25 protein-coding genes are annotated in these 26,063 nt (G+C 64.2%); 18 read left to right on the plus strand and 7 right to left on the minus strand.

Annotated features, from left to right (window positions below; all coding sequences use genetic code 11):
* Positions 1-27: 27 nt before the first annotated feature.
* From JOE62_RS15135 to JOE62_RS15155, 5 genes are all read left to right on the plus strand, one after another.
* Entirely contained in the window at positions 28-636 is a 609-nt protein-coding gene (locus JOE62_RS15135) for an NAD(P)-dependent oxidoreductase (protein ID WP_204722997.1), read from the plus strand.
* A 131-nt stretch (positions 637-767) separates the two neighbouring features.
* Positions 768-2,432, plus strand: a complete 1,665-nt coding sequence (locus tag JOE62_RS15140) for an ABC transporter substrate-binding protein (protein ID WP_204722998.1) — start codon at positions 768-770, stop codon at positions 2,430-2,432.
* A 6-nt stretch (positions 2,433-2,438) separates the two neighbouring features.
* Positions 2,439-3,371, plus strand: a complete 933-nt coding sequence (locus JOE62_RS15145) for an ABC transporter permease subunit (RefSeq protein WP_204722999.1) — start codon at positions 2,439-2,441, stop codon at positions 3,369-3,371.
* Positions 3,368-4,165, plus strand: a complete 798-nt coding sequence (locus JOE62_RS15150; RefSeq protein WP_204723000.1) for an ABC transporter permease — start codon at positions 3,368-3,370, stop codon at positions 4,163-4,165. Before JOE62_RS15145 ends, JOE62_RS15150 begins: the two co-directional genes overlap by 4 nt.
* On the plus strand, positions 4,162-5,757 hold the full coding sequence (locus tag JOE62_RS15155; protein ID WP_204723001.1) for a dipeptide ABC transporter ATP-binding protein: 1,596 nt from the start codon (positions 4,162-4,164) through the stop codon (positions 5,755-5,757). Before JOE62_RS15150 ends, JOE62_RS15155 begins: the two co-directional genes overlap by 4 nt.
* Before the next feature lie 212 nt (positions 5,758-5,969).
* On the opposite strand, the gene JOE62_RS16675 is transcribed toward JOE62_RS15155, so the two are convergent.
* Positions 5,970-6,215 carry a M23 family metallopeptidase gene (locus JOE62_RS16675; protein WP_338085804.1) on the minus strand — a complete coding sequence of 82 codons (246 nt, stop codon included), beginning with the start codon at positions 6,213-6,215 and terminating at the stop codon, positions 5,970-5,972.
* A gap of 456 nt (positions 6,216-6,671) precedes the next feature.
* Here JOE62_RS16675 and JOE62_RS15165 point away from each other — a divergent pair, with 456 nt between their 5' ends.
* Both JOE62_RS15165 and JOE62_RS15170 read left to right on the plus strand, forming a co-directional pair.
* Complete coding sequence (locus JOE62_RS15165) at positions 6,672-7,568, plus strand: DUF2268 domain-containing putative Zn-dependent protease (protein WP_338085805.1); 897 nt, start codon at positions 6,672-6,674, stop codon at positions 7,566-7,568.
* Positions 7,569-7,597: 29 nt separating this feature from the next.
* Positions 7,598-8,392: a MerR family transcriptional regulator gene (locus JOE62_RS15170; protein ID WP_204723003.1), complete on the plus strand. Its 795-nt coding sequence runs from the start codon at positions 7,598-7,600 to the stop codon at positions 8,390-8,392.
* 61 nt (positions 8,393-8,453) lie between these two features.
* On the opposite strand, the gene JOE62_RS15175 is transcribed toward JOE62_RS15170, so the two are convergent.
* Positions 8,454-10,142, minus strand: coding sequence for a long-chain-fatty-acid--CoA ligase (locus JOE62_RS15175; protein ID WP_204723004.1), 1,689 nt, complete (start codon positions 10,140-10,142; stop codon positions 8,454-8,456).
* A gap of 120 nt (positions 10,143-10,262) precedes the next feature.
* Between JOE62_RS15175 and JOE62_RS15180 the strand changes: the two genes are divergently transcribed.
* Positions 10,263-11,969, plus strand: a complete 1,707-nt coding sequence (locus JOE62_RS15180; RefSeq protein ID WP_239543420.1) for a nuclease-related domain-containing DEAD/DEAH box helicase — start codon at positions 10,263-10,265, stop codon at positions 11,967-11,969.
* Here JOE62_RS15180 and JOE62_RS15185 read toward each other — a convergent pair.
* Both JOE62_RS15185 and JOE62_RS15190 read right to left on the minus strand, forming a co-directional pair.
* Complete coding sequence (locus tag JOE62_RS15185; RefSeq protein ID WP_204723006.1) at positions 11,966-13,066, minus strand: alanine racemase; 1,101 nt, start codon at positions 13,064-13,066, stop codon at positions 11,966-11,968. The genes JOE62_RS15180 and JOE62_RS15185 overlap by 4 nt on opposite strands.
* A gap of 108 nt (positions 13,067-13,174) precedes the next feature.
* Positions 13,175-13,963, minus strand: a complete 789-nt coding sequence (locus JOE62_RS15190) for an IclR family transcriptional regulator (protein WP_204723007.1) — start codon at positions 13,961-13,963, stop codon at positions 13,175-13,177.
* 104 nt (positions 13,964-14,067) lie between these two features.
* Here JOE62_RS15190 and JOE62_RS15195 point away from each other — a divergent pair, with 104 nt between their 5' ends.
* From JOE62_RS15195 to JOE62_RS15210, 4 genes are all read left to right on the plus strand, one after another.
* Positions 14,068-14,523 carry a VOC family protein gene (locus tag JOE62_RS15195; RefSeq protein ID WP_204723008.1) on the plus strand — a complete coding sequence of 152 codons (456 nt, stop codon included), beginning with the start codon at positions 14,068-14,070 and terminating at the stop codon, positions 14,521-14,523.
* A 163-nt stretch (positions 14,524-14,686) separates the two neighbouring features.
* Positions 14,687-15,391, plus strand: a complete 705-nt coding sequence (locus JOE62_RS15200; RefSeq protein WP_204723009.1) for a CoA transferase subunit A — start codon at positions 14,687-14,689, stop codon at positions 15,389-15,391.
* A 2-nt stretch (positions 15,392-15,393) separates the two neighbouring features.
* On the plus strand, positions 15,394-16,044 hold the full coding sequence (locus tag JOE62_RS15205) for a CoA transferase subunit B (protein WP_066141785.1): 651 nt from the start codon (positions 15,394-15,396) through the stop codon (positions 16,042-16,044).
* Positions 16,041-17,210 (plus strand): acetyl-CoA C-acyltransferase, encoded by a 1,170-nt coding sequence (locus tag JOE62_RS15210; protein WP_204723010.1) that lies wholly within the window; start codon positions 16,041-16,043, stop codon positions 17,208-17,210. Before JOE62_RS15205 ends, JOE62_RS15210 begins: the two co-directional genes overlap by 4 nt.
* Positions 17,211-17,348: 138 nt before the next feature.
* On the opposite strand, the gene JOE62_RS15215 is transcribed toward JOE62_RS15210, so the two are convergent.
* Positions 17,349-17,909 (minus strand): histidine phosphatase family protein, encoded by a 561-nt coding sequence (locus JOE62_RS15215; RefSeq protein WP_204723011.1) that lies wholly within the window; start codon positions 17,907-17,909, stop codon positions 17,349-17,351.
* Positions 17,910-17,973: 64 nt separating this feature from the next.
* Positions 17,974-18,804 carry a metallophosphoesterase family protein gene (locus JOE62_RS15220; protein ID WP_204723012.1) on the minus strand — a complete coding sequence of 277 codons (831 nt, stop codon included), beginning with the start codon at positions 18,802-18,804 and terminating at the stop codon, positions 17,974-17,976.
* 249 nt (positions 18,805-19,053) lie between these two features.
* On the opposite strand from JOE62_RS15220, the gene JOE62_RS15225 reads away from it, so the two are divergent.
* The 6 genes from JOE62_RS15225 to JOE62_RS15250 all read left to right on the plus strand — a co-directional run bounded on the left by JOE62_RS15225 (position 19,054) and on the right by JOE62_RS15250 (position 25,157).
* On the plus strand, positions 19,054-20,004 hold the full coding sequence (locus JOE62_RS15225; RefSeq protein ID WP_204723013.1) for a beta-ketoacyl-ACP synthase III: 951 nt from the start codon (positions 19,054-19,056) through the stop codon (positions 20,002-20,004).
* Between the two features lie 107 nt (positions 20,005-20,111).
* Entirely contained in the window at positions 20,112-20,423 is a 312-nt protein-coding gene (locus JOE62_RS15230; RefSeq protein ID WP_204723014.1) for a metalloregulator ArsR/SmtB family transcription factor, read from the plus strand.
* Positions 20,424-20,504: 81 nt separating this feature from the next.
* Positions 20,505-21,209: an FCD domain-containing protein gene (locus JOE62_RS15235; protein WP_204723015.1), complete on the plus strand. Its 705-nt coding sequence runs from the start codon at positions 20,505-20,507 to the stop codon at positions 21,207-21,209.
* The gene (locus JOE62_RS15240; RefSeq protein WP_338085806.1) at positions 21,206-22,201 is read left to right on the plus strand and encodes an asparaginase; all 996 of its coding nucleotides are present in this window, start codon (positions 21,206-21,208) and stop codon (positions 22,199-22,201) included. Before JOE62_RS15235 ends, JOE62_RS15240 begins: the two co-directional genes overlap by 4 nt.
* Before the next feature lie 47 nt (positions 22,202-22,248).
* The gene (locus JOE62_RS15245) at positions 22,249-23,664 is read left to right on the plus strand and encodes an aspartate ammonia-lyase (RefSeq protein WP_204723016.1); all 1,416 of its coding nucleotides are present in this window, start codon (positions 22,249-22,251) and stop codon (positions 23,662-23,664) included.
* 14 nt (positions 23,665-23,678) lie between these two features.
* On the plus strand, positions 23,679-25,157 hold the full coding sequence (locus tag JOE62_RS15250) for an amino acid permease (protein WP_204723017.1): 1,479 nt from the start codon (positions 23,679-23,681) through the stop codon (positions 25,155-25,157).
* A gap of 72 nt (positions 25,158-25,229) precedes the next feature.
* On the opposite strand, the gene JOE62_RS15255 is transcribed toward JOE62_RS15250, so the two are convergent.
* Positions 25,230-26,006 (minus strand): hypothetical protein, encoded by a 777-nt coding sequence (locus tag JOE62_RS15255; RefSeq protein ID WP_204723018.1) that lies wholly within the window; start codon positions 26,004-26,006, stop codon positions 25,230-25,232.
* Positions 26,007-26,063 lie beyond the last annotated feature (57 nt).

The following is a 26,063-nucleotide window of genomic DNA, read 5'->3' on the forward strand; positions in this document are numbered from 1 at the left end:
CCTGCTTCCCCAAGGAAAGAGAGCACCATGAAAATTGCAGTTTACGGAGCGACCGGCATGGTCGGCTCGGAAGTTGTTGCCGAAGCCATTTCCCGCGGCCACGAGGTCACCTCGGTCACCCGTTCGGGCAAGGACGTCGAAGGCACCACCGCAGTGGCAGCCGAACTGGGCGACGGCGCGGCCTACCGCGATCTGGGCAAGGGCAACGACGTAATCGTCATCGCCGTGCCGCCATCGCGCACCGGCGGCGACCACCAGGAATACCTGGATGCCTTCGAGCAGATCACCGAAACCCTTGTTCCGGCCCGCCTGGTCGTGGTCGGCGGAGCCGGCGCCACCGAAGTCGAGGGCGTGCGCCTGCTCGACACCCCGGGATTCCCCGAGGAATACAAGGCCGAGGCCACCACCAGCGCCGAGGTCTACGACATGTTCACCTCGGTGTCCGGCATCACCTGGACCGTCGTGGCCCCGGCCCCGGTCATCATGCCAGCGCGCCGCACCGGCAGCTACACCCTGGGCACCGATTCGCCGGCTGGCGACTTCGTTTCCTCCCAGGACTTCGCCGTAGCGATCCTCGATGAGATCGAAACCCCGGTCCACGAGAACCGCCGCATGACCGTAGCCAGCGAAAAGTAGTCCGCTTCGCAGACTGCCGCTGCCCGCCATTCGCCAGATCGGAGCGAGACGCTCCGATCTGACGAATGCGTTCCGGATGACTAGAGTTGGTTTGGTCATCACCACTAGTCCATCGAGGTAAGCACTTCCCCATGCAACGAAACTCGCGCGCATCCCGGATCCTCGGCTGCGCTATCGCGCTCCCGCTCATTGGATCCCTGCTGGCCAGCTGCTCGGCTGGAGCCGGATCCGATTCCACCGAAGAGAATGTGAAGCCGGTGGCCGGCGGCACCCTGGTCTACGCGTCGGGCGATGCCGAGCCGTCCTGCCTGGACCCGCATGTGGGCGGCAACTACCCGCAGGCCCTGGTGGCCAGCCAGTACCTCGAATCCCTGTTCACCAAGGATGCGGACGGGAAGATCATCCCGTGGCTTGCCGAAAGCACCGAAGTGTCCGAGGACGGCCTGACCCGCACCATCACCCTGCGCGACGGCATCACCTTCACCGACGGCACCAAGCTCACCGCCGAGGCCATCAAGGCCAATATCCAGCACCTGAAAGATCCGAATACCGCCTCCTCCACCGGCTACCTGGCCGTGGGCAAGGTAGTGGACATCGAAATTGTTGATGAGCTCACCGCCAAGCTGACGCTCTCCTCCCCGGATAACGCGCTGCTCGAATCGCTGTCCATGCCGTGGACCGCTATCGAATCCCCCAAGGCGCTGGAACGCGACCAGGCCACCAACTGCGCCTCCCCGGTAGGCACCGGCCCGTTCAAGGTCGAGTCCTGGGAGCACCAGAAGGCAGTGAACCTGGTCCGCAACGACGACTACGTGCTGCCGGTGGGCGACACGGCGCGTGCCGATGACAAGGCCTATCTGGATGGCATCACCTGGCGCTTCATCCCGGAGGCAGCCACCCGCTACGCCGCATTGCAGTCCGGCGAGGTCGACGTGATCGACAACGCGCAGCCGGACACCATTGCCACCGCGACGAAGGACAACTCGCTGGGCCACCTGGATGCACCGCGCCCGGGCGCTTCCAACCGCATCGAGCTGAACAGCTCCAAGGCGCCATTCGATGACCAGCGCGTGCGCGAAGCGTTCATCCGCACCGTGGATGCCAACTCCGGCATCAGCGCCCTCTACTTCGGCACCGCGCAGCGCAGCTACTCGCTGCTTTCTTCCGTGGAGCCGCTGGGCTACTCCGACGAGTCGCTGTTCGGCACCGATGCGGCCAAGGCCAATGAGCTGCTCGATGAAGCTGGCTGGACCGAACGCGACGCCGAAGGCTACCGCGTGAAGGACGGCAAGCGCCTGTCCCTGGACTTCCCGGTCTCCACCAACCAGTCGGTTCCCGCCGAGCAGTCGCTGTTCGAGCAGTTCCAGGCCCAGGCCAAGGCCGTGGGCTTCGAGGTGAAGATCCAGCTGCTGGATCTCTCCAGCTGGTACGGCGCCTTGGCCAAGCACGAATACGACCTGGTCTCCGCTCCGTACACCAAGGTCGGCCCGTCGGTGCTGCGCATCCTCTACCACTCCAATTCGACCGTGCCTGCGCCATCGGGCTACTTTGCCAACAACGCGCAGGTGAAGAACGAGAAGCTGGATGGGATCCTGGCCGAGGCCGAGCAGACCAATGACGAGGCGCTACGCGCTTCGCTGTACGAGCAGGCGCAGAAGCTGGTGCTCGAGGGCTACTACGTGCTGCCGCTCTACGACCAGCAGAACCACTTCCTCTACGGCAAGAACGTGCACGGAGTCGGCGCCACGACCGCCGTGTCCTCGCCGATCTACTACGACACCTTCATCACCGAGTAGCAACCGGTGGGCACGATTGCTTGGGCCGGGCGCAAGATCGGCGGCGCGCTGGTGGTGCTGTGGCTGGTCGCCACCGCCATCTTCATCGCCATCCGGCTGATCCCCGGCGACCCGGCCGAAGCAATCATGGGTGGCCCCGGCTCCCAGGCCTCGGCCGAAGCGCTGGCCGCTGCCCGCGCCGAGTACGGACTGGACCGGCCGCTCATCGCCCAGTACCTGATGTACCTGGGCAAGCTGGCCACCTGCGATTTCGGCACCTCCTATTCGCTCAAGCAGCCGGTGATCGGCATCATGGGCGAGGTCCTGCCCAACACCCTCTGGCTGGCGCTGCTCGCCCTGGCCGCTGCGTGGGTGCTGTCCCTGTGCTTCGCCGCCCTGGCCATGCGCGCCAACCGGGTGGGCGCCTGGGTGGGGAATATCGTGGAAATCATTGCCGCCGCGGTGCCGCACTTCTGGCTTGGCGCGGTGCTGATCATGCTCTTCTCCTCGATGCTCGGCTGGCTGCCGGCGGTGGACAACGGCACGACCCAGGGCCTCATCCTGCCGGTGCTGACCCTGGCTCTGCCGCTGGCCGGCTTCCTCACCCAGCTGATGCGCGATTCGCTTAGCTACGCCATGTCAAGCCAGTTCGCGCTGGCCGCCCGAGCCCGCGGCGAGAGCCGGCTGGCAGTCTTCTGGCGCCATGGCCTGCGCCATGCGGCCTTGCCAGCACTGGGTCTGACCGGGTGGGCCTTTTCCTCGCTGCTCTCCGGGGCAGTGGTGGTCGAAGCGGTCTTCGCCCGCCCGGGCCTGGGCCGCTCGCTGCTCTCTGCGGTGCTGGCCCGCGACATTCCCATGGTCACCGGCATCGCCTTGTTCTCCGCACTGGTGTACATCGTGGTCATGGCCATCACCGAAGGCCTCGAACGTGCCATCGACCCGGCAGGAGCGAGCTCATGAGCCGCACCGCCAAGATCCTCAGCCTCAGCTTCATCGCCTTGTGGCTGCTCGTCGCGCTGGCTCCCTCTGTACTGGCTCCCGGCGACCCGTTGGCAATCAACCCGGCCGAGGCATTCCAGGCGCCCGGCACCTCGCACTTCTTCGGCACCGACGAATCCGGCCGCGACATCTATACCCGCGTCATCCATGGCGCCCGCGACTCGCTGGCCATCGGGTTGGCCGCCACCGCGCTGGGCATGGGGCTGGCCATCGTCTTGGGCACCGCCGCGGCGCTGTCCCCGCGCTGGCTTGATGAGATCATCCTGCGGGTGCTCGAAGCGCTGTACGCGATCCCTTCCCTGCTGATGGCGCTGCTGCTCATCGCCTTCACCGGGCCCGGCGTCGGGCCTGCCATCGTCGCGGTAGGCCTGTCCACCGCGCCGGGCTACGCACGGCTGGTGCGCAGCCAGATCCGCACGTTGAAGGGCTCGGAAATGCTGGAGGCGGCCACCGTGCTGGGCCGCGGCACCTGGCTGCGCGTGCGCAACCACCTGGTGCCCAACGCCCTGAAGCCCTTGCTGGCACTGGTGACCTTGGGGATTGGCCAGGCGGTCATCTGGGCCGCCGCGCTGTCCTTCCTGGGCTTGGGCACTCCGCCGCCAGCGCCCGAATGGGGCGCCATGCTCTCGGCCGGGCGCACCTACCTGCACCTGGCCTGGTGGATGAGCCTGTTCCCCGGTCTGGCAATTGTTTTCGTGGCCGCCGGCGCCACCCTGATCGGCCGCGCGCTGGGCGGAAAGGCCAGGACCGTATGAACGGGCAAGCATTGATCACCGCCAGGAACCTGTCGGTCAGCTTCGGTTCCACCGTGGCGGTGAAGAACGTTTCCTTCACCGTCCAGGCTGGACGTTGCCTGGCCCTGGTGGGCGAATCAGGCTCCGGCAAATCCGTGACCGCACGCAGCCTGCTGGGACTCTCCGGCGGCATCGCGACCGCGGATAAGCTGGCAGTCTGCGGGCAGGATGCCCTGTCGCTGTCCGAGCGCAGCTGGCAGCAGATCCGCGGCAATTCCGTCTCGATGATCCTGCAGGATGCGCTGATGGCGCTGGATCCGCTGCGTCCGGTGGGCCGGGAAATCGGCGACGCGCTCAAGGCCCACGGCAAGCTGCCCCGGGCCGAGCGGCAGCAGCGGGTCATCCAGGTGCTTGAGTCCGTGCGCATGCCCGAACCCGAACGCCGCGCCAGGCAGCGTTCCACCGAGCTTTCCGGCGGCATGCGCCAGCGCGCGCTGATTGCCCAGGCCCTGGCCGGCAACCCGCAGGTGGTCATCGCCGATGAGGCCACCACCGCGCTGGACTCGGCGCTGACCGCCTTGGTTCTCGCGCAGTTGCGCGAGCTGAAGGAGCAGAGCCGCGGCGTGCTGATGATCAGCCACGACCTGGCCCAGGTCGCCCACCTGGCCGATGACATCGCGGTGATGCGCCAAGGCGAGATTGTCGAGGCCGGGACCACCGCACAGATCCTGGGCAACCCTCAGCACGAGTACACCCGGCAGCTGCTACGCGCCGTGCCTTCGGGCGTGCCGCGCTTCGTACCCTTGTCGGCATCCAGCAGGCCGTTGGCCGCACCGATGCAGAACGATGCCGCGCCGGCTTCCAACGCGCTGTCGGCCAAGGGGCTGTCGAAGAGCTTCGGCAAGCATGCGGCTGTCGAGTCGGCCAGCTTCGAGGTGCCCCGCGGCAAGACCCTGGGCATCGTTGGCGAATCCGGATCGGGCAAGACCACCACTGCCCGCATGGTCCTGGGCTTGCAGCCACCGGATGCCGGCACGGTCGAGCTGCTCGGCGAACGCTTCGTCCCGGCCCATGAGCCGCAGCGCCGGAAGCTGCGCGAGCAAATGGGCGCGATCTACCAGAACCCGCTGGGATCCTTCGACCCGCGCTATTCCGTGGGCCAGTTACTGGCCGATGCGCTGAGCCGGGGCAAGTCCAAGCGCGCGGCCGAGTACCGCGTTCCGGTGGCCGAACTACTGGAACAGGTTGAGTTGTCCCCTGGTTTGCTGGAGCGCAATCCGCGTGAGCTTTCCGGCGGGCAGCGCCAGCGCCTGGCCATTGCCCGTGCACTGGCACCGAAGCCATCGGTGCTGGTCCTCGACGAGCCGGTCTCCGCGCTGGATGCTTCCATCCAGGCCACCGTGCTGGATCTGCTGGATAGGATCCAGGTCGAGACCGGGACCAGCTACCTGTTCATCAGCCACGATTTATCGGTCATCGAGCATATGAGCGATACCGTCGCGGTAATGCATCAGGGCAAGATCATCGAGCAGGGTACGACAGCCCAGGTCTTCGCAGCTCCGCAGCAGGAATACACGAAGCTGTTGCTCTCCGCCATGCCGCGGTTGCGCTGAGGGCCTCTAACCGCGTCCCAGTATCGCTTGGGTCATTCGTATCCCGAGAGGTACTCACGCACTTGCACCAACACCAACAGTGGGAGCATGTGCTGTGTGTCTGCACTGCTGCGAATCGAAACATCTCTGGAACTGGATAATGTGTTTCACATATTAGACTCCCGTGCTAAGTATGCAGGCATCCATACTTAGCTTGACGGCCCTTGGGCCGTTCAAGGAATTTCCAGAATCTTGCCGTTGCGCGGAAGCTGGCCGTCGAAAAGCATCGGCACCGCCTCGGCTGCGTGCACGGGCAGCCTGTCGATAGCCTGCACATGAACATGCGGTTCGGTGCTATTGCCGGAGTTACCGCATGCGGCAATGAGATCCCCGAGCGCGACGTGGTCTCCGACGCGAACTTCGAGGCTTCCCTGCTTCAGGTGGCATAGCGCAACTACCGCTGCACCGGTTTGGATCATCACGTGGTTCCCGGCAAGCGCCTGCCCCCTTGGGCAAGCCGCTGGCGTTGGGTCAGCGCATAGCCAACTGATGCCAGCCCGCGTCGGGCGCGATGGTCGGGCATCGAGTCGTCCGCCGCGATCACGGTCCCGGCGCACGGCGCCAGAATGGGCACCCCGAAACCGAAAAAAATCGTTGGCTCCTCTGCACCTAGCCAGGTCCTGGCGGTCACTGGCGCGGATCGTCCCTGCTCATCGATCTGGACGAAGTCGATGGCGTAGGAGGAGGCAAACAGGGTTGTTCCGTGGCTGGGTACCCGGTCCGCCGGGCTGTTCTGGACCAGCCAAAGCCCGGTGAAGGGTTAGTGCAGGTGCACCGCTTTCCAGTGCATACCAACCTCTGGAACCGTGACTACGACCCCCGGTTTGACCTTGTCGTAACGGCAAGGTTTACCGTCTCTCATTATGACTATTTCAGTGATTGAGAGCGCGTCGAGCATGCGCCGAGTACTCGCAGCGACGCCCGATGACCGCGCCGATCTGATCCGTGAGATGTGGTCTCCCCTGGCTGGTATGTACCACTTCATCCCGGGAGGGGTCGACATGGCTACCGTGCACCGCCAGAACTTCGGCTTCGACTGGGAGGGCGCAATCGAACCGATCCAGGAGGCCCTCGAGCGTCTCGTCGAGGCAGACGCGTGGAACCGCATCACCAAGGCGCTTGATTCCGGAGCCGAGGCCTTGCAGTCGGCTAACCCGGGCATCGAGGTGCCCGACCTGCAGGTGCTCCTCGTGGTAGGCGATCCCGCCAACAAGCACTTCGTCGACGAGATCCAGGGGCTGTCCGCATTCGGTGGAATCAGCGGCTACATCACCATCACCGTCTGGCCCACGCCTCAGGTCCTGGAACGTCTCGAAGCGATTTCCGTACATGAACTGCACCACAACGTGCGGTACTCGCCGGGCGGAATCGTATGGGATCCGATGACGGTCACCGTAGGCGAACAGGTGATCTCGGAAGGGCTTGCGGATGTATTCGCTGCGGAGTTGTACGGCGACCGCGGTTACACGCACTTCGTCAGCAAGAGCACCCACGATGACGACGGCGTCCTTACGAAGGTCGCAAACGGACTGCACATCACAGGCATGCAGAACTTCACCGCCTGGGTGCATGGTGATGCGAGCGCACGTCTCCTCGGCGCAGAGCCAGTTGGGCTACCTACTGGTGCTGGCTACGCAGCCGGCACACGGTTAGTTCGCGCCTACCTCGACGCCACGGGATCCACCGCAGCGCAGAGCATTGCTGCGCCTGCGGACGAGGTTCTGCGCGTTGCCGCGCCTCAGTTGGGCTTGCGCATCAATCAGGGAGACTGAGAACGACTACAAGCAATAGGAGGCAGCCCGTGGAGTGGACCGTGCAGGAGCTCGCAGAGCGTGCGGGGATCAGCGGGCGTACGCTGCGTCACTACCACCAGATCGGGCTGCTCGAACCAGACCGCGTCGGATCCAATCGCTATCGCTATTACGGGGCCGACGCGGTCTCCCGACTGCAACGGATCCTGCTCCTGCGGGACACGGGCATGCCGCTGGCTGACATCGCGGCCGTGTTGAATGCACGCAGGACACCTGAGGTGGAAATCGCAGCGCTCGCTGGGCACTTGAACTTTCTGGCTCGGGAACGCGCCGCTCTGGATCGGCGCATCAACGCGGTGGAGCACGCCCTGTCCATGCGACGCCAGGGCCGCGAACCTCGCATGGATGTCATGCTGGAGGGGTTCAACGACCGGTACGAGGAGGAGGTCGTCGAGCGCTGGGGTCGGGATGCATTCGACGCATCGAATCAGTGGTGGCACGGGAAATCGGTCCAGCAGCAGAAGGAATGGAAAACTCGAGCCGACGCCCTACTCGCCCGGTGGCGCGTGATCCAGCAGGAAGGGCATGAACTGGACTCCACCAAAGCCCAGGAGCACGCGGCCGTTCACATGGAGTGGTTCAAGGAGATTCCGGGAACTCCTATCCACGCAGGCGATACGGCGAAGTCCGTCGACATGATCCGAGGTCTCGCGGACCAGTACGAAACGAACCCCGACTTCCATGTCGCCTTCGGAAGCCCGGAGGCCGCAGGGTTTGCCGCAAACGCGTTGCGACTTCACGTGCGCGGACTAAAGCCTTCTCCTGCGCATGACCTCAGAGGTTAATCTGAAAATCTAAACTCCACCGCGCTCCCGCCACTCATGACTACCCGTTGGCCCAGAGTTCCTAGACCAGGTCCGACATCTGATCCTTGACCTGCTTGCGCAGGATCTTGCCCAGCAGCGAGCGCGGCATCTCGTCGATCTGCACGATGCGCTTGGGCACCTTGTAGGCGGCCAGCAGCTCGCGGCAGTGGGCGCGCAACGCGTCCTCGTTCAGCCCGGCGCCTTCTTCGAGCTGCACCGCGGCAACCACCATTTCGCCGCCACGGGCCAATGGCTTGCCGAAGACTGCGGCATCGGCAACATCGGCATGCTGGCGCAACGCGATCTCCACCTCGGTCGGTGAAACATTGAAGCCACCGGTGATGATCAGTTCCTTGGCGCGGTCCACCACCTGGGCGAAGCCGTCCTCGTCCACGGTGACCACATCTCCCGAACGCAGCCAGCCGTCCTCGGTCTTGGCCTTGGCAGTCTCCTCCGGGTTGTTCCAGTAGCCCTGGAACACCTGCGGGCCCTTGACCAGCAATTCACCCGGCTCGCCCTGGGCCACTTCGCGGGAGGGGTCCTCCACATCGACGACCTTCATCAGCGTCGAGGGGAAGGGCACGCCGATGGTGCCGGTGCGCCGGCTCGGGTGGAAGGGATTGCCCAGTGCCACCGGGGAGGACTCGGTCATTCCGTAGCCTTCCACCAGCAGGCCGCCGGACATAGATTCCCATAGCTCCACCACGTGGTCCGGCAGATTCATTGCCCCGGAGATGCAGTACTTGGCGCTCTTCAGCGACATCCCGCGTTCCTTGGCGGCCAGTGCGGTGCGTTCGTAGATGGGCGGCACCGCGCAGTACACGGTGGCCGGGGATTTCTTCCAAGCATCCAGGATCATCTCCGGGTCGAATTTCGGGAAGAGCACCAGCAGGCCCTGCTTCTTCACGCCGAAGGTCAGGTACAGGGTCATGCCGAAGGCATGGAACATCGGCAGGATCGCGTAGAGGATTTCCTCGCGTTCCTTGGCACCGAGCATCCAGGCCTCGCCCTGCAGGGCGTTGGAGTACAGATTGAAGTGGGTGAGCATGGCGCCCTTGGGGTGCCCGGTGGTGCCCGAGGTGTACTGGATGACCGCCAGGTCGTTGACATCCGGATGCGGATGGCTTTCATCCAGTGCCGGCCCGGAGAGCAGCTCCTTCCAGGCCACGGTGCCCGAGGTGCGGGCGGTGAGCGATGCCTTGGTTTCGCGCAGCTTCTTCACCGGCAGGTTCAGCGCCAGGCGCTTGATGGCAGGGAAGGCTTCGAGCAGGTTGACCGAGACGATCGAGTCGAGCTGCACGTCCTTGGGGAATTCCTGGAGGTTGGCCACGACCTTGTCCCAGGCAATCACGATGCGCGCCTGGTGGTCTTCGAATTGGTGGCGCAGTTCGCGCGAGGTGTGCAGCGGGTTGTGCTCCACCACGACGGCGCCAAGGCGCAGGATCGCGTAGAAAGCGACCACATGCTGCGGGCAGTTGGGCAGGACCAGTGCCACGCGATCTCCGGCACGCACGCCGAGCCTGCGCAAGCCTTCGGCGGCCTTTGCCACCTGGTCCCCCAGATCCGCGTAGCTGGTGCGGCGTCCGAAGAACTCGGTGGCCGGGCTGTCACCGGCGTCGCTCACCGAACGCTCGAACATGCGGCTGAGCGGTTCGGTTGGCAGCTCGATTTCGACGGGGACTCCGGGCTGGTAATTCGCCACCCATGCGGGCGCAGCACTATTTTCCATATCTCCAATCATGCCTTGTTGCAGCCCCTGGCGCGATTTCAGGGCGGCGGCGCGCGGTGAATTATCTTGCGCATGTTGCCTGCGTCACTGGATAGACTGCCAATAGGAGATGAGGAGGCCATGATGGTGCGCTGCTACCCGCAGGAACCTGAATTCACCGACAAGACCGCCGCAGAAAAGAAGGTGTGGGAAATTCTGCGCCGCGATTTGCCGGATGACGCATTGCTTTTCCATTCCGTGCAGTTGCGCCATCAGCGGGCGGAACACGAAATTGATCTTCTGGTACTCCTGCCCGGAGTCGGCGTGGCAGTTATCGAGGTCAAGGGCGGTCTGGTCAGTGTGGAGAACGGCACCTGGTACCAGTCCGGGGCCAAGGACAAGCATCCGTTGAAGGAAAGTCCCATGGCCCAGGTGCAAAGCGCATCCCATGCGCTGCGCGAGCTGCTGGGCAAGCATATGGGCAGCCGCTTCACCAGCCGCATCGCTGATCTCGTCTGCTTCCCCTATACCGATTGGCCAGCCGATTATTCATCGGTGGGCCTTCCGCGCGATCTGGTGATCGACCGGGGCCAGGTCGAAAGCCTCGTCACCCATGTGCACCACGCCATCAATGAGCGCGGTGCCGGTTCCTCTACGCTCGCTCCGGAGTTCGCCGAACGCATGATCAGGCATTTGAATGGGGACACCGGTCCGCTGGGGGCAACGCCGGCCGAGGTCGATTACGCCCAGGCCATGTCCAACGAGGACATCCAGGAAACGCTCACCGCCCGTCAGTCCATCCTGCTCTCCTGCACCCGTTCCCTGAAGCGTGTTCAGTTCCTTGGCGGTGCCGGCAGCGGCAAGACCTGGATGGCGTTGAAGAAGGCCAAGGAACTCGCCAAGGAGGACAAGCGCGTCGGCCTGTTCTGCTACAACAAGGGCCTCGGGCTCTACCTGCAGTCCGAGGTGGGAACCTGGCGGCAGAACAAGCCGGTGCACGTTGGCGAATTCCACGAGTACGCCCGTAAGCTCGGTGTTCCCGATGGGACCGGCCAAGAATACTTCGAGGTGGAATTGCCGCAGCATCTGCTCGCATTGAGCCGGACCCTGCCCGAAGAAGAGAAGCTTGATGCGGTGATTGTCGACGAAGCCCAGGACTTCGCCGGCAGCTGGTGGGAAGCGCTTCTGGCCTGCACCAAGGATCCGGCAAACGGCGACGTCTACGCCTTCATGGATGACCGCCAGGATGTGTACCAGCGCTGGGATGGGCAGTTCTCCGGAGATGGCATGCCGCTGGTTGCGATCCACGTCGACGACAACCTGCGCAATACACGCCGGATCGCCGATACGTTCAAGCAGATCATCGGCAACCACTCAAAGCTTCGCGGCGGCGAGGGCTATGCTGTCCGCTACGTCAATTGCGCAACGGAAGACGCCGTGGACATCGCTTCCGATTGCGTTGACGCCTTGCTCGACGAGGGGTGGGCGAACAACCAGATCGCGCTGCTGACCACCAACCGGCGCCACCCCATTCACCAGGACCACTTCGAGAACGGCACGATCGACAGCGAGTACTGGCCAGCCTTCCACCAGGACGAAGAGGAATTCTATGGGCATGTGCTCGGCTTCAAGGGGCTGGAACGCAGCGTGGTGATCCTCTGCGTCAACGGCTTCAAGGACATGCAGCGCGCTACCGAGCAGCTCTACGTCGGCTTTTCCCGGGCACGCAGCCTGCTGGTGGTTGTCGGCGAGAAGGAACTCATCGATGAGGCCAGTGGCGCGAATCGGCAAATTTCCTTGGACGCGGCGCTGGATTGGTGGCCGTCGGCCGACACCGTGAGCAGCTAGAAATTCAGCCCGCGGGCCGCCACATCCCATTCTTCGCTGGTGCCGTCCTCATGCACGGCCAGCACGGTATCGACCAGGTTCACCGCGACGCAGACGTGGTTGGGGATGACCTGCAGCTGCTGGCCATGGGCCGGCAACGGCTGGTCTTCGGGCCACAGCACGGTGGCATGGTGCTCGGACAGCGCACTGATCCGGGCGTCCGGGCATTCGGCGATGCGCCCGTAGCCGGTAGCCCAGGCCGGGCGGTCGCCTCCCAGCACCTTGCTGCCCGCGTCCAGCACGATGCGCCGGGGAATCTGCGCATCGCCTTCATGCCGGCTGATCACGGTGGATGCGACAGAAAGCGAAATGTCCTCCCAGCGCACGCGCCCTAGTTCGAACTGCTGCGCATCGCCGAAGACATAGACCCCGGGACGCACTTCGGTCAGCACCGAATTGTCGCTGAGTTCCGCCGTCGGGGTGGAGCCGCCGCTGATCCGCTTGATCTTATGCCCTGCCTCGCGCAGCAGGAAAGCCGCCTCGGCCAAGGCCTTGTGCTCATCGTTCAAGGCCGCGTCAATGCCATCCGGCGAGTAGCTGTGGCCGGGGAAGGTGAAGATCCCGTGCACGCGCATTCCCAAAGCACGGGCGGCCTCGGCAATCTCGACTGCTCCTTGCGGGCTGGTGCCGCTTCGGTGATGGCCGCTGTCGATCTCGATGATGAGCTTGACCTTGGAGGCCTTCTCCCCCAGCATCTTGGCCATCTGCTGGACGGCTTCGACCGAATCGGTACCGATGCTCAGCTTGGCCCGCCGCATCAGCTCCATGATCCGCTCTGCCTGGGATTCATTGACCCACAGCGGGTAGGCGATGAAGATCTTGGCGACACCGTGCAACGCGAAGGCGAGGGCTTCGCCCACGGTGGCCACGGTGAGTCCGGCGGCACCGGCATTCAACTGGCGTTCGGCGATCTCATGCATCTTATGGGTCTTGGCATGCGGGCGCAGTTTCAGCCCTTGGCTTGCCACCCGATGGGCCACCCGGTCGATGTTCTGCTGGAGCTTCGCTACGTCAACGATGATCTGCGGGGTGTTGATGCCGGCCGGGATAATGCCCAAATTTTCTGTCCTTCTTGCACGTGTACTGCGTCGCAGGGAACCTTGGAAATTCCGTTCCCGCCGATCTGAAAGACTACCGCAGGGAGCTTTGTATAGGGGAAGGAAGAACTAGCGTGGCAGCGTGCCTGGCCGGCTGGACAGCTTGGTGGACAGCTCATGGGCGTGGTGCAGCAAGAGGTTGCCCAATTCCTGGCGGCGGCCTTCTTCAAAGCGGGTGTGGATGCCGGTCAGGCTCAGCGCCCAGGCTGGCTGTCCGGAGTTGTCGAATACGGCGGCACCCATCCCCCAGCTGCCTTCGACGATCAGGCCGGGGTTCACCGAATAGCCCAGCTGGCGGGTTTCGGCGACCTTCTTGCGCAGCTCGTCGCGCGAATGCGCCGGCCCGTATTCCGGCTCCAGGTCGGCGTTGCGCAGGTAGCGTTCAATTCCCTGCTCGGGCAGGAACGCAAGAATGGCGATGCCGGCCGAGGCGACGCCAAGCGGAAAGCGCCGGCCTTCATACAGGACGAAGGAGCGGATCGGGAAGGCCCCGTCCTGGCGCAGCAAGCACACGGTTTCGTCGCCGCGGCGGGCCGAGAGGAACGCGCTTTCTCCGGTGGCTTCGGCGAGCGCTGCCACGTGCTCGCGGGCCAGTTCGCTGATGTCGTAGCGTTCGGCGGCCACCGCGCCCATGAGGTAGAGCTCGGGTCCCAGCAGCCAGCGGCCGGTGCGGTTATCGTGGTCGCAGAATCCTTCGGTAGCCAGCGCACTGAGCAGCCGGTGCACGGTGGGGCGGGCCAGCCCGGTGCTCCGTGCGGCCTGCGTCGTGGTGATGCCCTCGGGCATGGAAGTGCTCACGACGCGCAGCACGGCGGCCAGCCGTCCAACGACCTGGGTTCCAGCCGGGGAATTGCTCATGACCACATTATGGACGATGGGGGTTCGGGCCTGGTAAATTTCGGCTTCATACTTTGTCGCCGCACCCCTGTTGCCGCGGGGCCGATCGGCGGATAATTTGGCACATGGAAAATACATGGCAGATCGTCATCGACTGCGCTGATCCGCAAGCAATGGTTGATTTCTGGGCTGAGGCGCTGCGCTACGTTCCTGAGCCCGCTCCTGATGGGCATCCGACCTGGCGCGCCTACTGGCGGTCGATGGGGGTGCCCGAGGATGAATTGCCGCCCGGCGCCGGCGACGTTCCGGAGTCGCTGGTCGATCCGCACGGTGGTGGGCCCCGGATTTGGTTCCAGCAAGTTCCGGAAGCCAAGAGCATCAAAAACCGGCTGCATCTGGATTTGCTGGTCAGCGGCGGCCGCGGTGTCCGCTTCGAGCAGCGCCGGCAGATCATCACCGACGAGGCAGAGCGCCTGGTCAGTTTGGGGGCAAAGGTCCAGACCGTTCACGACATGCCCGAGATGGGCCATTTCGCCATCTGCATGCTCGATATCGAAGGCAACGAGTTCGACATCGTCTAGCTCCCGTCATATGCGTCCATGATATGGACAGGGTGCCCGCTTCTCCTCACCATCCGACCAATTCACCGGCAAATCTCCGGGTCTATTGCATGCTCACCTGCGACTACGTACTTTAGGGACTAAGCAGATCCGAGCTCCACATAGTGGACACATGGAGGAATCGATGACAACGAAGTTTCAGGATGACGCAGCCGCCGCCCTGGCTGCCGTCGTCAAGGATGGCATGACCATCGCAGTAGGCGGATTCGGCCTATCCGGCATCCCGAACCGGCTGATCACCGCGTTGCGGGACTCGAAGGCAACCAACCTGACGATCGTTTCAAACAACATGGGCGTCGACGGCAAGGGACTGGGCGTCCTGTTGGAAAACAAGCAGGTTTCCAAGGTCCTGGCCTCCTACGTCGGGGAGAACAAATTGTTCGCCCAGCAGTTCCTTGATGGAGATCTGGAAGTTGAATTCTGCCCGCAAGGCACCTTGGCCGAGCGCCTGCGTGCTGGCGGTGTCGGCATCCCCGCGTTCTTCACGCCAACCGGCGTGGGAACGCCGATTGCCGAAGGCAAGGAAGTCATGGAATTCAATGGCAAGCCGGCGATCCTGGAACGCGGCATCTTCGCCGACATCGCTCTGGTCAAGGCGCACCAGGCGGATGCGGAAGGCAACCTGCGCTATCGGATGACCTCGAAGAACTTCAACCCGCTGGCCGCCATGTCGGGCCGGCACACCTTCGCCGAGGCCGAAGAGATCCTCGATGACTATTTGGACCCGTCATTGGTGGAAACCCCGGGAATTTTCGTGCAGACGCTGGTCCAGGCCGATGACGTCAAGGACATTGAACAGCGCACCGTGCGCAGCCGAAAGGAGGCATGAACATGTGGACTCGAGATGAAATGGCGGCCATCGCCGCCAGCGAGCTGACCGATGGCCAGTACGTGAATCTGGGCATTGGAATCCCCACGATGGTGGCCAATAACCTGCCGGACGGCGTATCGGTCAAGCTGCAGAGCGAAAACGGCCTGCTGGGCATGGGTCCCTTCCCCTATGAAGGCGAAGAGGACGCTGATTTGATCAATGCCGGCAAGCAGACCGTGACGATACTGCCCGGCGGCAGCTTCTTCGATTCGGCGACCTCCTTTGGCATGATCCGCGGCGGCCACGTCCAAACCGCGATCCTCGGTGCCCTGCAGGTGGCCGCCAACGGCGATCTGGCCAACTGGACTATCCCGGGCAAGCTGGTCAAGGGCATGGGCGGCGCCATGGATCTGGTCGCCGGCACCCCGCGCGTGATCGTCTTGACCGATCACGTGGCCAAGGATGGAACATCCAAGATCGTGGAGAAATGCGACCTGCCGCTGACCGGAGTCGGCGTGGTCAACCGCATCATCACCGATCGAGCAGTGTTTGATATAGAGGACTCGAGCTTGACCCTGCGTGCAGTAGCCCCGGGGGAAAGCGTGGAAAGCATCAAGGAAATCACGGCAGCGGAATTTGCCGTGGATATTGTGGAGGATCTGAAAGCATGACCGCAAAGATTGTGGGCTACGCCCGTACCCCGTTCGTGAAGTTCAATGGCGTTTTCGCCGCGGTTCCCGCCACCGAGCTGGGCGCGCACGCCGCGAAGGCGGCACTGGAAGGCGCTGGAGTAGCACCCAGCGAGGTGCAGCAGGTCGTCGTCGGCCAGGTGCTGCAGGGCGGCGCTGGCCAGAATCCGGCCCGCCAAGCTGCTGTGGGCGCCGGTGTTCCGCTGGATGTTCCGGCCATCGCGGTGAATGCGGTGTGCCTTTCAGGTGCAGAAGCAGTAGTGGCAGGTGCCCGCTTGATCAACAGCGGCGAAGCAGATGTTGTCCTGGCCATCGGCCAGGAATCGATGTCGCTGGCTCCGCACGTGCAGCGCGCCCGTGCCGGTGCCAAGTACGGTGCCATCGAAATGATCGACACCCTGGAATACGACGGCCTGACCGATGCCGCCGAGAAGCGTTCCATGGGCGCGTCCACCGAGGAGCACAACGCCAAGCTGTCGATGACCCGCGAGGCACAGGACGAGGTTTCGGCCGCATCCCACCAGCGCGCTGCGGCCTCCCGCGAGTTCGCGGCCGGCGAGATTGCTCCTTTCACCATTTCCAGCCGCCGCGGCGACACCACCATCAGCGAAGATGACGGCATCCGCGCAGAAACCACCGTGGAGTCCCTGGGCAAGCTGCGCCCGGCCTTCGCCAAGGAAGGCACCATCACCGCGGGCAACTCCTCGCAGATCACCGATGGCGCCGCGGCAGTGGTGCTGGCCAGCGACGCGGCCATTGAGCGCCTGGGCCTGAAGCCGCTGGCGGAAATCGTCTCCCATGCTTTTGTTGCCGGTCCGGACCGTACCCTGCACGAGCAGCCATCCAACGCGATCAGCGCAGCCCTGCGGAAGGCAGGCGCTGAAGCGAAGGACCTGAAGGCAGTGGAAATCAACGAGGCCTTCGCCGCCGTCTCGGTGCAGTCCACCAAGGCGCTGGGCCTGGATGCCTCCATCGTGAACCCGCATGGCGGTGCCATCGCCCTGGGCCACCCGATCGGTGCGTCCGGTGCACGAATCGTAGGCACCCTGGCCCGTCAGCTGCATGAACTGCCTGCCGGTTCGCTGGGTGCCATCGGCATCTGCGGTGGCGGCGGCCAGGGCACCGCATTGGTCCTGCGCTCGCTGTAGCCACCTGCTAACAAGCCGGTGCGGCCAGGTCCTGCTGGGATCAGGCCGCACCGGCTTTTTCGTTGTGCCGGTGGATCACGAGCAAGAATTCTCGAGCTGCTCGCCTGATGTTTCGATGCTGTGCCTTGCGCTTTGTTTCTAATGCCAGAGCGGCTCACGCGATACGTGGTTGATCAGCAGCAGCGGATCCAGTTCGATGTAGGTTCCATTGGCCATCCGCGGGTTGCTTTCTGCGGTAAGCGCGGCAATCACCGAGCAGATCAAGGCGCTGTGGCTGACGACCAAGACATTCTGTCCCGGATGCTGATGGCAGATCTTGAACAACGCGTTCACTGCCCGGCCCACCAGGTGCTCTTCGGTTTCGCCGGTGCCCACCAGCAACTGGCGCTGCTCATCGGCACCATCGGCAACCAGGGTGCCTTCTAGATTGCCGAAGTCCTGCTCCATCAGTTCCGGGTTCTCGTGCAGGGCGCGGATGCCCATGCTGTTGGCAATGATCTGCGCGGTTTGGCGGGCACGGAACAGCGGGGAGGAATACACCGCATCCCACGGTCCCTGAGGCGCCAGCTCGGAGGCGAGCTGTTGGGCTTGGCGGATGCCCGTGTCGTTCATCGGCAGGTCGCTGCGTCCATGCAGTCGTCCCGCCTTGTTCCATTCGGTCTGTCCGTGGCGGATCAGTACTAGTTTCTGTGCACTCATCGTCTTCTTCTTTCTGGCTTGCACCGCAGCGACACGCGCCCGGTGCTCAGTTCTGTTCTTCGAGTCAGTTGCTGGTCTGCGAACTCTTGACTGGCGCGGGCAGGACCGGGCTTTCGCTCAGCGCAGAGCACTGGTCGCTGGACGCAGCGAACGCGTCCACTGTTTTTGCCCCGACATTGATGACGTTGAATGCCGCCGCGGGCTCGGCAACGATCTGGGTCGGGGCGAATGGATTCATGTTGTAGGACACTGCAGGAGCCATGAACACCGGTGTGTTCACCAGCTGGCTGGTGGACGCCTGATGGTAGTGGCCGCAAAGGATCGCACGGATATCGCTACCGGCTGTAATGGCCGCCAGCTCCATGGGGTTCTGCAGTCCGCGTCCAGCACGGGCCTCATTGGTGGCCTCCACCGGAGGATGGTGCAACAGCAGGAGGGATCCGAGCGGCGCTGGCGCCACCAGGAGCGCGGAAAGCCAATCGAGCTGCTCGCGCTCAAGGTTCCCCTGGGCCAGTTGGAATCCCCCGCTATCCAGTCCGATGATTCGAAGCCCGTGGACCTCGTGCACCGTGTCGGCTGGACGGGGACCGGTGGACAGGCGCCTGGTGTTGAACAACTCCCCCACCGCTCCCAACGGGTCATGATTGCCCGGTACGCTGATGACCGGGCAATCCAGTACACGCTGCGTCCGGTTGAACAGCTCGGCGGCCCGCTCATGGACGGGCGAACCGCGGTCGGCGATATCGCCAGTCACCACGATGGCATCCGGCTCCAGGCATGCGGCCGCTTCCAGCGCCTGCTCGGTGCGCTGCCACGAATCAATGGTCCCGTGAAGCAGCTGCCCTTCGGAGTGCAGGTGGGTGTCGCTCAATTGGATGATCGTCAGAGGCTCCATCTATTCCCTCCCGTGCGGCTGCCGCATTTCATCCCATTGAACGCCGGAGGTTTGGCCAGCAGGTGAACAGGGCGCCGACACCATATGAAGTCCTGAAGAATCAAGGTTCCCCGAATGCCGGACAAATGGGCTATCTAAGACAGGGAAAACCCCGTATTACATGCTTTATGGCGCATATGAACAGCGAGTAGCATTCAAAACGACTAACCTTGAAGAGAGAAGTTTTGAATCCACCGAGGAGCTATATCCATGACCGGCAGCAAAGTCGTCGCCTTTGGCCACTTCCAGCCAGAGCGCATCGTCCCGAATACCGAGCTGGAGAAGCTGGTGGAAACCAGCGACGAGTGGATTACCCGCCGCGTCGGCATCGAGGAACGCCGCTGGGGCACCGGTGTTGAAACCGTCGACTCCATGGCCATCAAGGCCGCAGAGATGGCTTTCGGCAATTCGGCAGACATCAAGGCAGCAGATATCGATTTGATTGTTGTCGCGACTTGCACCGCCACCGACCGCTCGCCGAATATGGCGGCCCGCGTTGCCGATGCACTGAACATGGAGCAGGGCCCTGCCACCATGGATGTCAACGTGGCTTGCTCTGGCTTCGCCCATGCAGTGGGCATCGCCCAAGGTGCTATCGCGGCAGGCACCGCCACCAACGCTCTGGTTATTGGCTCCGAAATGCTCACCGACTACACCGACTTCACCGACCGCACCACCTGCGTGCTCACCGCCGATGGCGCTGGCGCCTTCGTGATCACCGCGTCGGAAGACAACGGCATTTCGCCAGTCGTCTGGGGTTCAGTCCCGTCGCTGTCCGACGCCGTGCGCATCGAGGCCGAGAACGACATGAAGTTCGCGCAGAACGGCCAGAGCGTCTACCGCTGGACCGTGACCCAGCTGCCGAAGATCGCTTCGCAGATTATCGAGCGTGCGGGCATGAAGCCGGAAGAGCTGGATGCCATCGTCCTGCACCAGGCCAACCTGCGCATTATCGAGCCGCTGGCCGAGAAGATCGGCGCACCGAACGCACGCGTGGCCACCGACGTGGTCTACTCAGGCAACACCTCGGCCGCCTCGGTGCCGCTGGCACTGTCCAAGCTGATGGCTTCGGATAAGCCGCTGCCTTCGGGGTCCAAGGCGCTGCTGTTCGCCTTCGGCGGCGGCCTGGCCTACGCAGGCCAGATCATCACCATTCCCTAGGCTTCCTTCTTCGCGAAAGGCGCACTGGCAATCTGCCCGTGCGCCTTTTGCGGTTAATTTCCCGGCAGACCTTATGCAATGCGTTAGCAACGGCTAACGCATTGCATATGCTCGATGTGCTGGAAGTCGCCGCTGAACCGACACGCAAGCGCCTGATCCAGATGCTCGGCTCCGGTGAACGAACGGTGACGGAGCTGGCCAGGCATTTCCCGGTCAGCAGGTCCGCCATCTCCCAACACCTGTTGCTGTTGATCGAAGCCGGTTTGCTCAACGCCAGGAAGGACGGGCGCCAGCGCTACCCCGATGATGCGCCGAGCGAACACCGCCGATCTGCGGATGCTCAAGCGTGTCCTGAAGGCAGGACAACGCTCAGCCAGGTGCGGGGACGCAGGTGTTCTACTCCTGCGTTCCCGCACTAGGCCACTGTACTGACTAGAATGTCCGCGATCACGAATGGAGCGACTTGACGTAGGGTGGATCACACTGCCACACTGGCAGGCGTGAACCTGTCAGACAGCTGGACACCCGGACAACAGCCGATCGAACGCCGATCCGCTGCCGAAGGCGTCTTCCATGCACTCCGCTTAGCCATTGAAGCCCGGGAAATCGCCATTGGCGCGAAACTGGGATCCGAAGCAGCCCTCGCGGCCGACTACGGCGTGAGCCGTTCGGTCATCCGCGAAGCGCTGCGCTCCTGCGCGGCCCTAGGGCTGACGCGCACCGAAACCGGACGCGGCACCTTCGTGGTCTCCCACCGGCCCACCCGCGAGCTGAAGCTGGGCAGCTTTTCATCCGACGACCTGCACGAGGCCCGCCCGCACATCGAGATCCCGGCCGCCAGCTTCGCCGCCACCCGGCGCACCGCCGAGGACCTGGAGCGGATCAGCGGCCTGATCGAGGCCATGGAGCAGGAAGATGACCCGGCCGCCTGGGTGGAGCTGGATGCCGCCTTCCATGCGGCAATCGCGCAAGCCAGCGGCAATTCGGTGTTCACCAAGGTGGTCACCGACATCCGCGAGGCCATGGCCCGCCAGTCCGAGACCGTGAACCTGGTCGCCGGCCGCCGCGCGCCCTCGAACACGGAGCACCAGGAGATCTACCAGGCCATCGCAGCACAAGATGAGCAAGCGGCCACCGCTGCCATGGCCAAGCACCTCAACGCGGTGCAGCACGCAGTATCCACCATAGTCAGGAGCAAGAAGTGACCCCCGCCGATCCCCAGACCCTGCGCGCATCGCTGGCCAATCAGGCACTGCCCCAGCACGAACCGCTGGTCATCGCCACCCGCGGTGACGCCGTCGAGTCCATCCACTACGGCTCAGCGGTGCTGCTGGATGCCTCCGGTTCCGTCGCCGCCAGCCGCGGCGATGCGCAGGCCGCCTTCTACCCGCGCTCGGCGCTGAAGCCGCTGTTCGCGGTGGGCATGCTGCGCGCCGGGCTGCAGCTCGATGACCAGCAGCTGGCACTGGCCTCGGCCAGCCACTCCGGAGCAGAACGCCACCAGCAGGTTGCCGCCTCGACGCTGGCAGCGGCCGGGCTGGACGAGCACGCGCTGCGCAACTCCACCGACCTGCCCTACGGCGCCGCCGAGCGCCAGCGCCACCTGGCCGCCGGCGGCAAGGCCACCCAGCTGGCGCAGAACTGCTCGGGCAAGCACGCGGCACTGGCCGCCCTATGCCAGCTCAAGGGCTGGGACACCGCAGACTACCTGCACGAGACGCGCCTGCTGGATCTGCTGCAGTCCACCGTCGAGGAGCTGGCCGGCGAAGAGATCAGCGGGGTGAGCACCGACGGCTGCGGCACCCCGGTATACCGGATGAGCCTGGCCGGGCTGGCCCGCGCCTTCGGCAAGCTGGCCAGCGCCGCCGAAGGCACCGCCGAGCATCGCGTGGCCGCGGCCATGTCCAGCTACCCGGAACTGGTGGCAGGCGAAGGCCGCGACGTCACCGAGCTGATGCGCGTGCTGCCCGGCGCCGTGGCCAAAGACGGCTTCGAAGGCATCCAGGCCGTGGGACTGCCCGATGGCAGCGCGCTGGCCGTGAAGATCGCCGATGGCTCGGACCGCGCCCGGATGCCGATCACCGCCAAGTTGCTCGCCGAGCACCTTGGCTCCGAAGCAGCTCTGGCCCTTGAGCCGCTGGCCACCAGCCCGGCCCTCGGCGGCGGACAGCCCGTAGGCCTGCTGGCCGCACTGTGAAGTTTCCCGTTCCCACCCGTTCAATGAACACTGGAGAAGAATCCACCATGCCTGAAACCTTGCTCAGCGGCGAGTACCGCACCGAGCATGACCTGATCGGCGACCGCGAGATCCCGGCGGAAGCCTACTGGGGCGTGCACACCCTGCGCGCCAAGCAGAACTTCGACATCACCGGCACCGCGCTGTCCGGCAACCCGCACCTGATCCGCGCACTGGCGCGCGTGAAGCAGGCCGCCGCCCGGGCCAACCACGAGCTCGGCCTGCTCGACTCCCAGCGCGCCGCGGCCATCGACACGGCCTGCGAACGCATCGCCGCCGGCGAGCTGCACGACCAGTTCATCATCGACCCGATCCAGGGCGGGGCCGGCACCAGCACCAACATGAACGCCAATGAGGTCATCGCCAACCTGGCGCTGGAAATCCTCGGCCATGCAAAGGGCGAGTACCAGCATCTGCACCCGAACGACCATGTGAACCTGTCGCAGTCCACCAACGACGCCTACCCGACCGCGGTGAACATCGCCACCCACTTCGCCACCCAGCCGCTGCTGGCGGCCATCGAGGTGCTGCAGGATTCCTGCAACGCCAAGGCCGCAGAATTCCGCACCGTGGTGAAGATGGGCCGCACCCAGCTGCAGGACGCCGTGCCGATGACCGTGGGCCAGGAGTTCCGCGGCTGGGCCGTGACCCTGGGCGAGGATCGGGCACGGCTGGAGGAATCCCTGTCGCTGGTCACCGAGATCAACCTCGGCGCCACAGCCATCGGCACCGGGCTGAACGCCCCGGCCGGCTACGCCGAGGCCGCCTGCCGGCACCTGCGCGAGCTGACCGGCTTGCCGCTGACTACCAGCCCGGATCTGATCGAGGCCACCAGCGATGTGGGAGCCTTCGTGCACCTCTCGGGCGTGCTCAAGCGAGTGGCGCTGAAGATCTCCAAGATCTGCAACGACCTGCGCCTGCTTTCCTCCGGACCCCGCGCTGGCCTGAACGACCTGCAGCTGCCGGCCGTGCAGTCCGGATCCTCGATCATGCCTGGCAAGGTCAACCCGGTGATCCCGGAAGTAGTCAGCCAGATCGCCTACCAGGTAGTGGGCCACGATTTGACCGTGACCATGGCCGCCGAGGGCGGGCAGCTGCAGCTGAACGCCTTCGAGCCGGTGATCGCGCACTCCATCGGGCTCTCGCTCAAGCATCTGGCCAACGGCTGCCTGACGCTGGCACGCAAGTGCATCGACGGGATCACCGTGGACGAGCAGTCGCTGCGCCGCGAAGTGGAGAACTCCATCGGGCTGGTCACCGCGCTGAACCCGCGCCTGGGCTATGCCGCGTCCACCTCGGTGGCACTCGAAGCGCTGCACACCGGACGCGGCGTGGCCGAACTGGTGCTCGAACGCGGACTGCTTTCGGCCGAAGACCTCAATGAGCTGCTCTCCCCCGAGCGGCTTGCCAACCTCACCGACTAGACCCAAGGAATCCTATGGATAATTCCACCCCGCACGCCACCGCGGCGCACGTCCCCGATGCCGCGCTGACTGCCGGCGACAACGATTACCACAAGGGCCTGTCCTCCCGGCAGATGCAGATGATCGCCATTGGCGGAGCGATCGGCACCGGCCTGTTCATGGGCGCCGGAGGGCGCCTCGAGGCGGCAGGCCCGGGCATCGTGATCAGCTACGCGGTCTGCGGCTTCTTTGCCTTCCTGATCCTGCGGGCGCTGGGCGAACTGGTCATGCACCGCCCGTCGACCGGCTCATTCGTGTCCTACGCCCGCGAGTTCTACGGCGAGAAGGCGGCCTTCGCCACCGGCTGGCTGTACTGGCTGAACTGGGTGATGACCGCCATCGTGGACATCACCGCGGTCGCCCTGTACATGGGCTTCTTCGGCAAATACGTGGGGTGGATCAGTTCGGTGCCGCAGTGGCTCTGGGCGCTGGTGGCGCTGGGGGTGGTGCTCACCATGAACCTGATCTCCGTCAAGGCCTTCGGCGAGATGGAATTCTGGTTCGCGCTGATCAAGGTCGTGGCCCTGGTGGCCTTCCTGGTTGTCGGCTGCTACTTCGTCATCTTCGGCACGCCGCTGGACGGGCATGAGGTCGGCTTCTCGCTGCTGGCCGATAATGGGGGGCTGCTTCCCAACGGCCTGTTGCCGGTGCTGGTGCTGATGCAGGGCGTGGTCTTCTCCTACGCATCCATCGAGCTGATCGGCACCGCCGCAGGCGAAACCGCAAACCCGGAAAAGGTCATGCCGAAGGCGATCAATACCGTGATCATCCGCATCGCCGTGTTCTACGTCGGCTCGCTGGTGCTGCTCTCGCTGCTGCTGCCCTATTCGGCCTATAGCGCCGGGGAATCGCCGTTCGTGACCTTCTTCGGATCCATCGGCGTGCAGGGCATGGACGTGGTGATGAACCTGGTGGTGCTCACCGCGGCGCTGTCCTCGCTGAACGCCGGGCTCTACTCCACCGGGCGCATCATGCGCTCCATGTCGTTGAACGGGTCGGCACCGAAGTTCGCCGGACGCATGAACAAGGCAGGGGTGCCCTACGGCGGCATCGTGATCACCGCCGTGGTGGCAGTGTTCGGCGTGGTGCTCAACGCCGTGGTCCCGGCCAAGGCCTTCGAAATCGTGCTGAACTTCGCTGCCATCGGCATTATTGCCTCCTGGGCGATGATCGTGCTGTGCCAGATGGCGCTGGTGAAATCGGCCAAGCGCGGAGAGCAGGATCGCCCGAGCTTCCGGATGCCATTCGCCCCGGTTTCCGGCTGGGTCACCCTGGGCTTCCTTGCCCTGGTGCTGGTGATGATGGCCTTCGACAATCCGGTGGGCACTTGGACCATTGCCTCGCTGGTGATCATCATCCCGCTGATCATCGGCGGCTGGTACCTGTGCCGCGGACGGATCAACGAGATCGCCGAGGCACGGCTGCGCAACGAGCAGCCGGCCAACCAGCCGTAGCAGGATCGCAGAACCGGTCCGGATGCAGCATCGCGCTGCGTCCGGGCCGGTTTTCTGCGTTCCGCAGCTGGGCTAGCCGACGGCAGGTTCCACGCTGAGCAGGATGTCGCGCACCAACGCGTATTGCTCGGTGCCCAGGAACTGCTGCGCTTGCTGCTTGGTCGGGTCGTCAGGAACACCATGGTCTTCCAGATAATCCTCTTCAACCCACATCATCGGCGACTGCTCGCCGATCCTGAAGAAGTTCAGGTCCGGGTTCTCATCGCGCTTGCCGAGCTCTTCGTCATCGACCAGGGCAATGTCGAATCCTGAATCCTTCTCCCCATCTTTCTGATCCGTCGATTCCCAGAACTCGGCAATCAGGCTGGTGGGATGGAATCCGGTGTCCGCTCCGGGATTTTCAAGTTCCTTGCGATCCAGCAGCTCCCGTTCATACAGCGCCATGTCTCCATCCGGAGAGGTTGCCGTGGTGGGGATCAGGGTCAGCATGTGCTTGCCTTGCGCGTCCTTGATCTCCCATTCATCCCATTCGGTGCACTCGCCGTCGCAGTCGTCCCCGGTGGCAGTCCACTGCTCGGGGGTAAAGAAGCGGATTCCGTGCACTTCATGCACTTGGCTCAGCTCTGGCGCCGCCGAGCTTGGCGCATCCGCGCTTGCGGTACTTTGCGTTGGGCTGGATTCGGGACTGGAAGCGGTCCGCGCGCTGGCGCTTGCCGATGGAGACGTTCCGCTGGGTGCTGCGCTCTGGCTTTCGGCCGATTCCGGCTCGGCTCCCTGGCAGGCAGCCAGCATCAGCGCTGCCGCGCACGTCATCGGGAGCGCGCCTAGACGGGTTCTGGCACGGTTCATCTTTTCCAACTCCTTGATCGATCATCCGGTCATGCAGCTGACATCGCGAGCTCCCCC

It is taken from the genome of Glutamicibacter nicotianae (assembly GCF_016907615.1).
Taxonomy (GTDB): Bacteria; Actinomycetota; Actinomycetes; order Actinomycetales; family Micrococcaceae; genus Glutamicibacter; species Glutamicibacter nicotianae.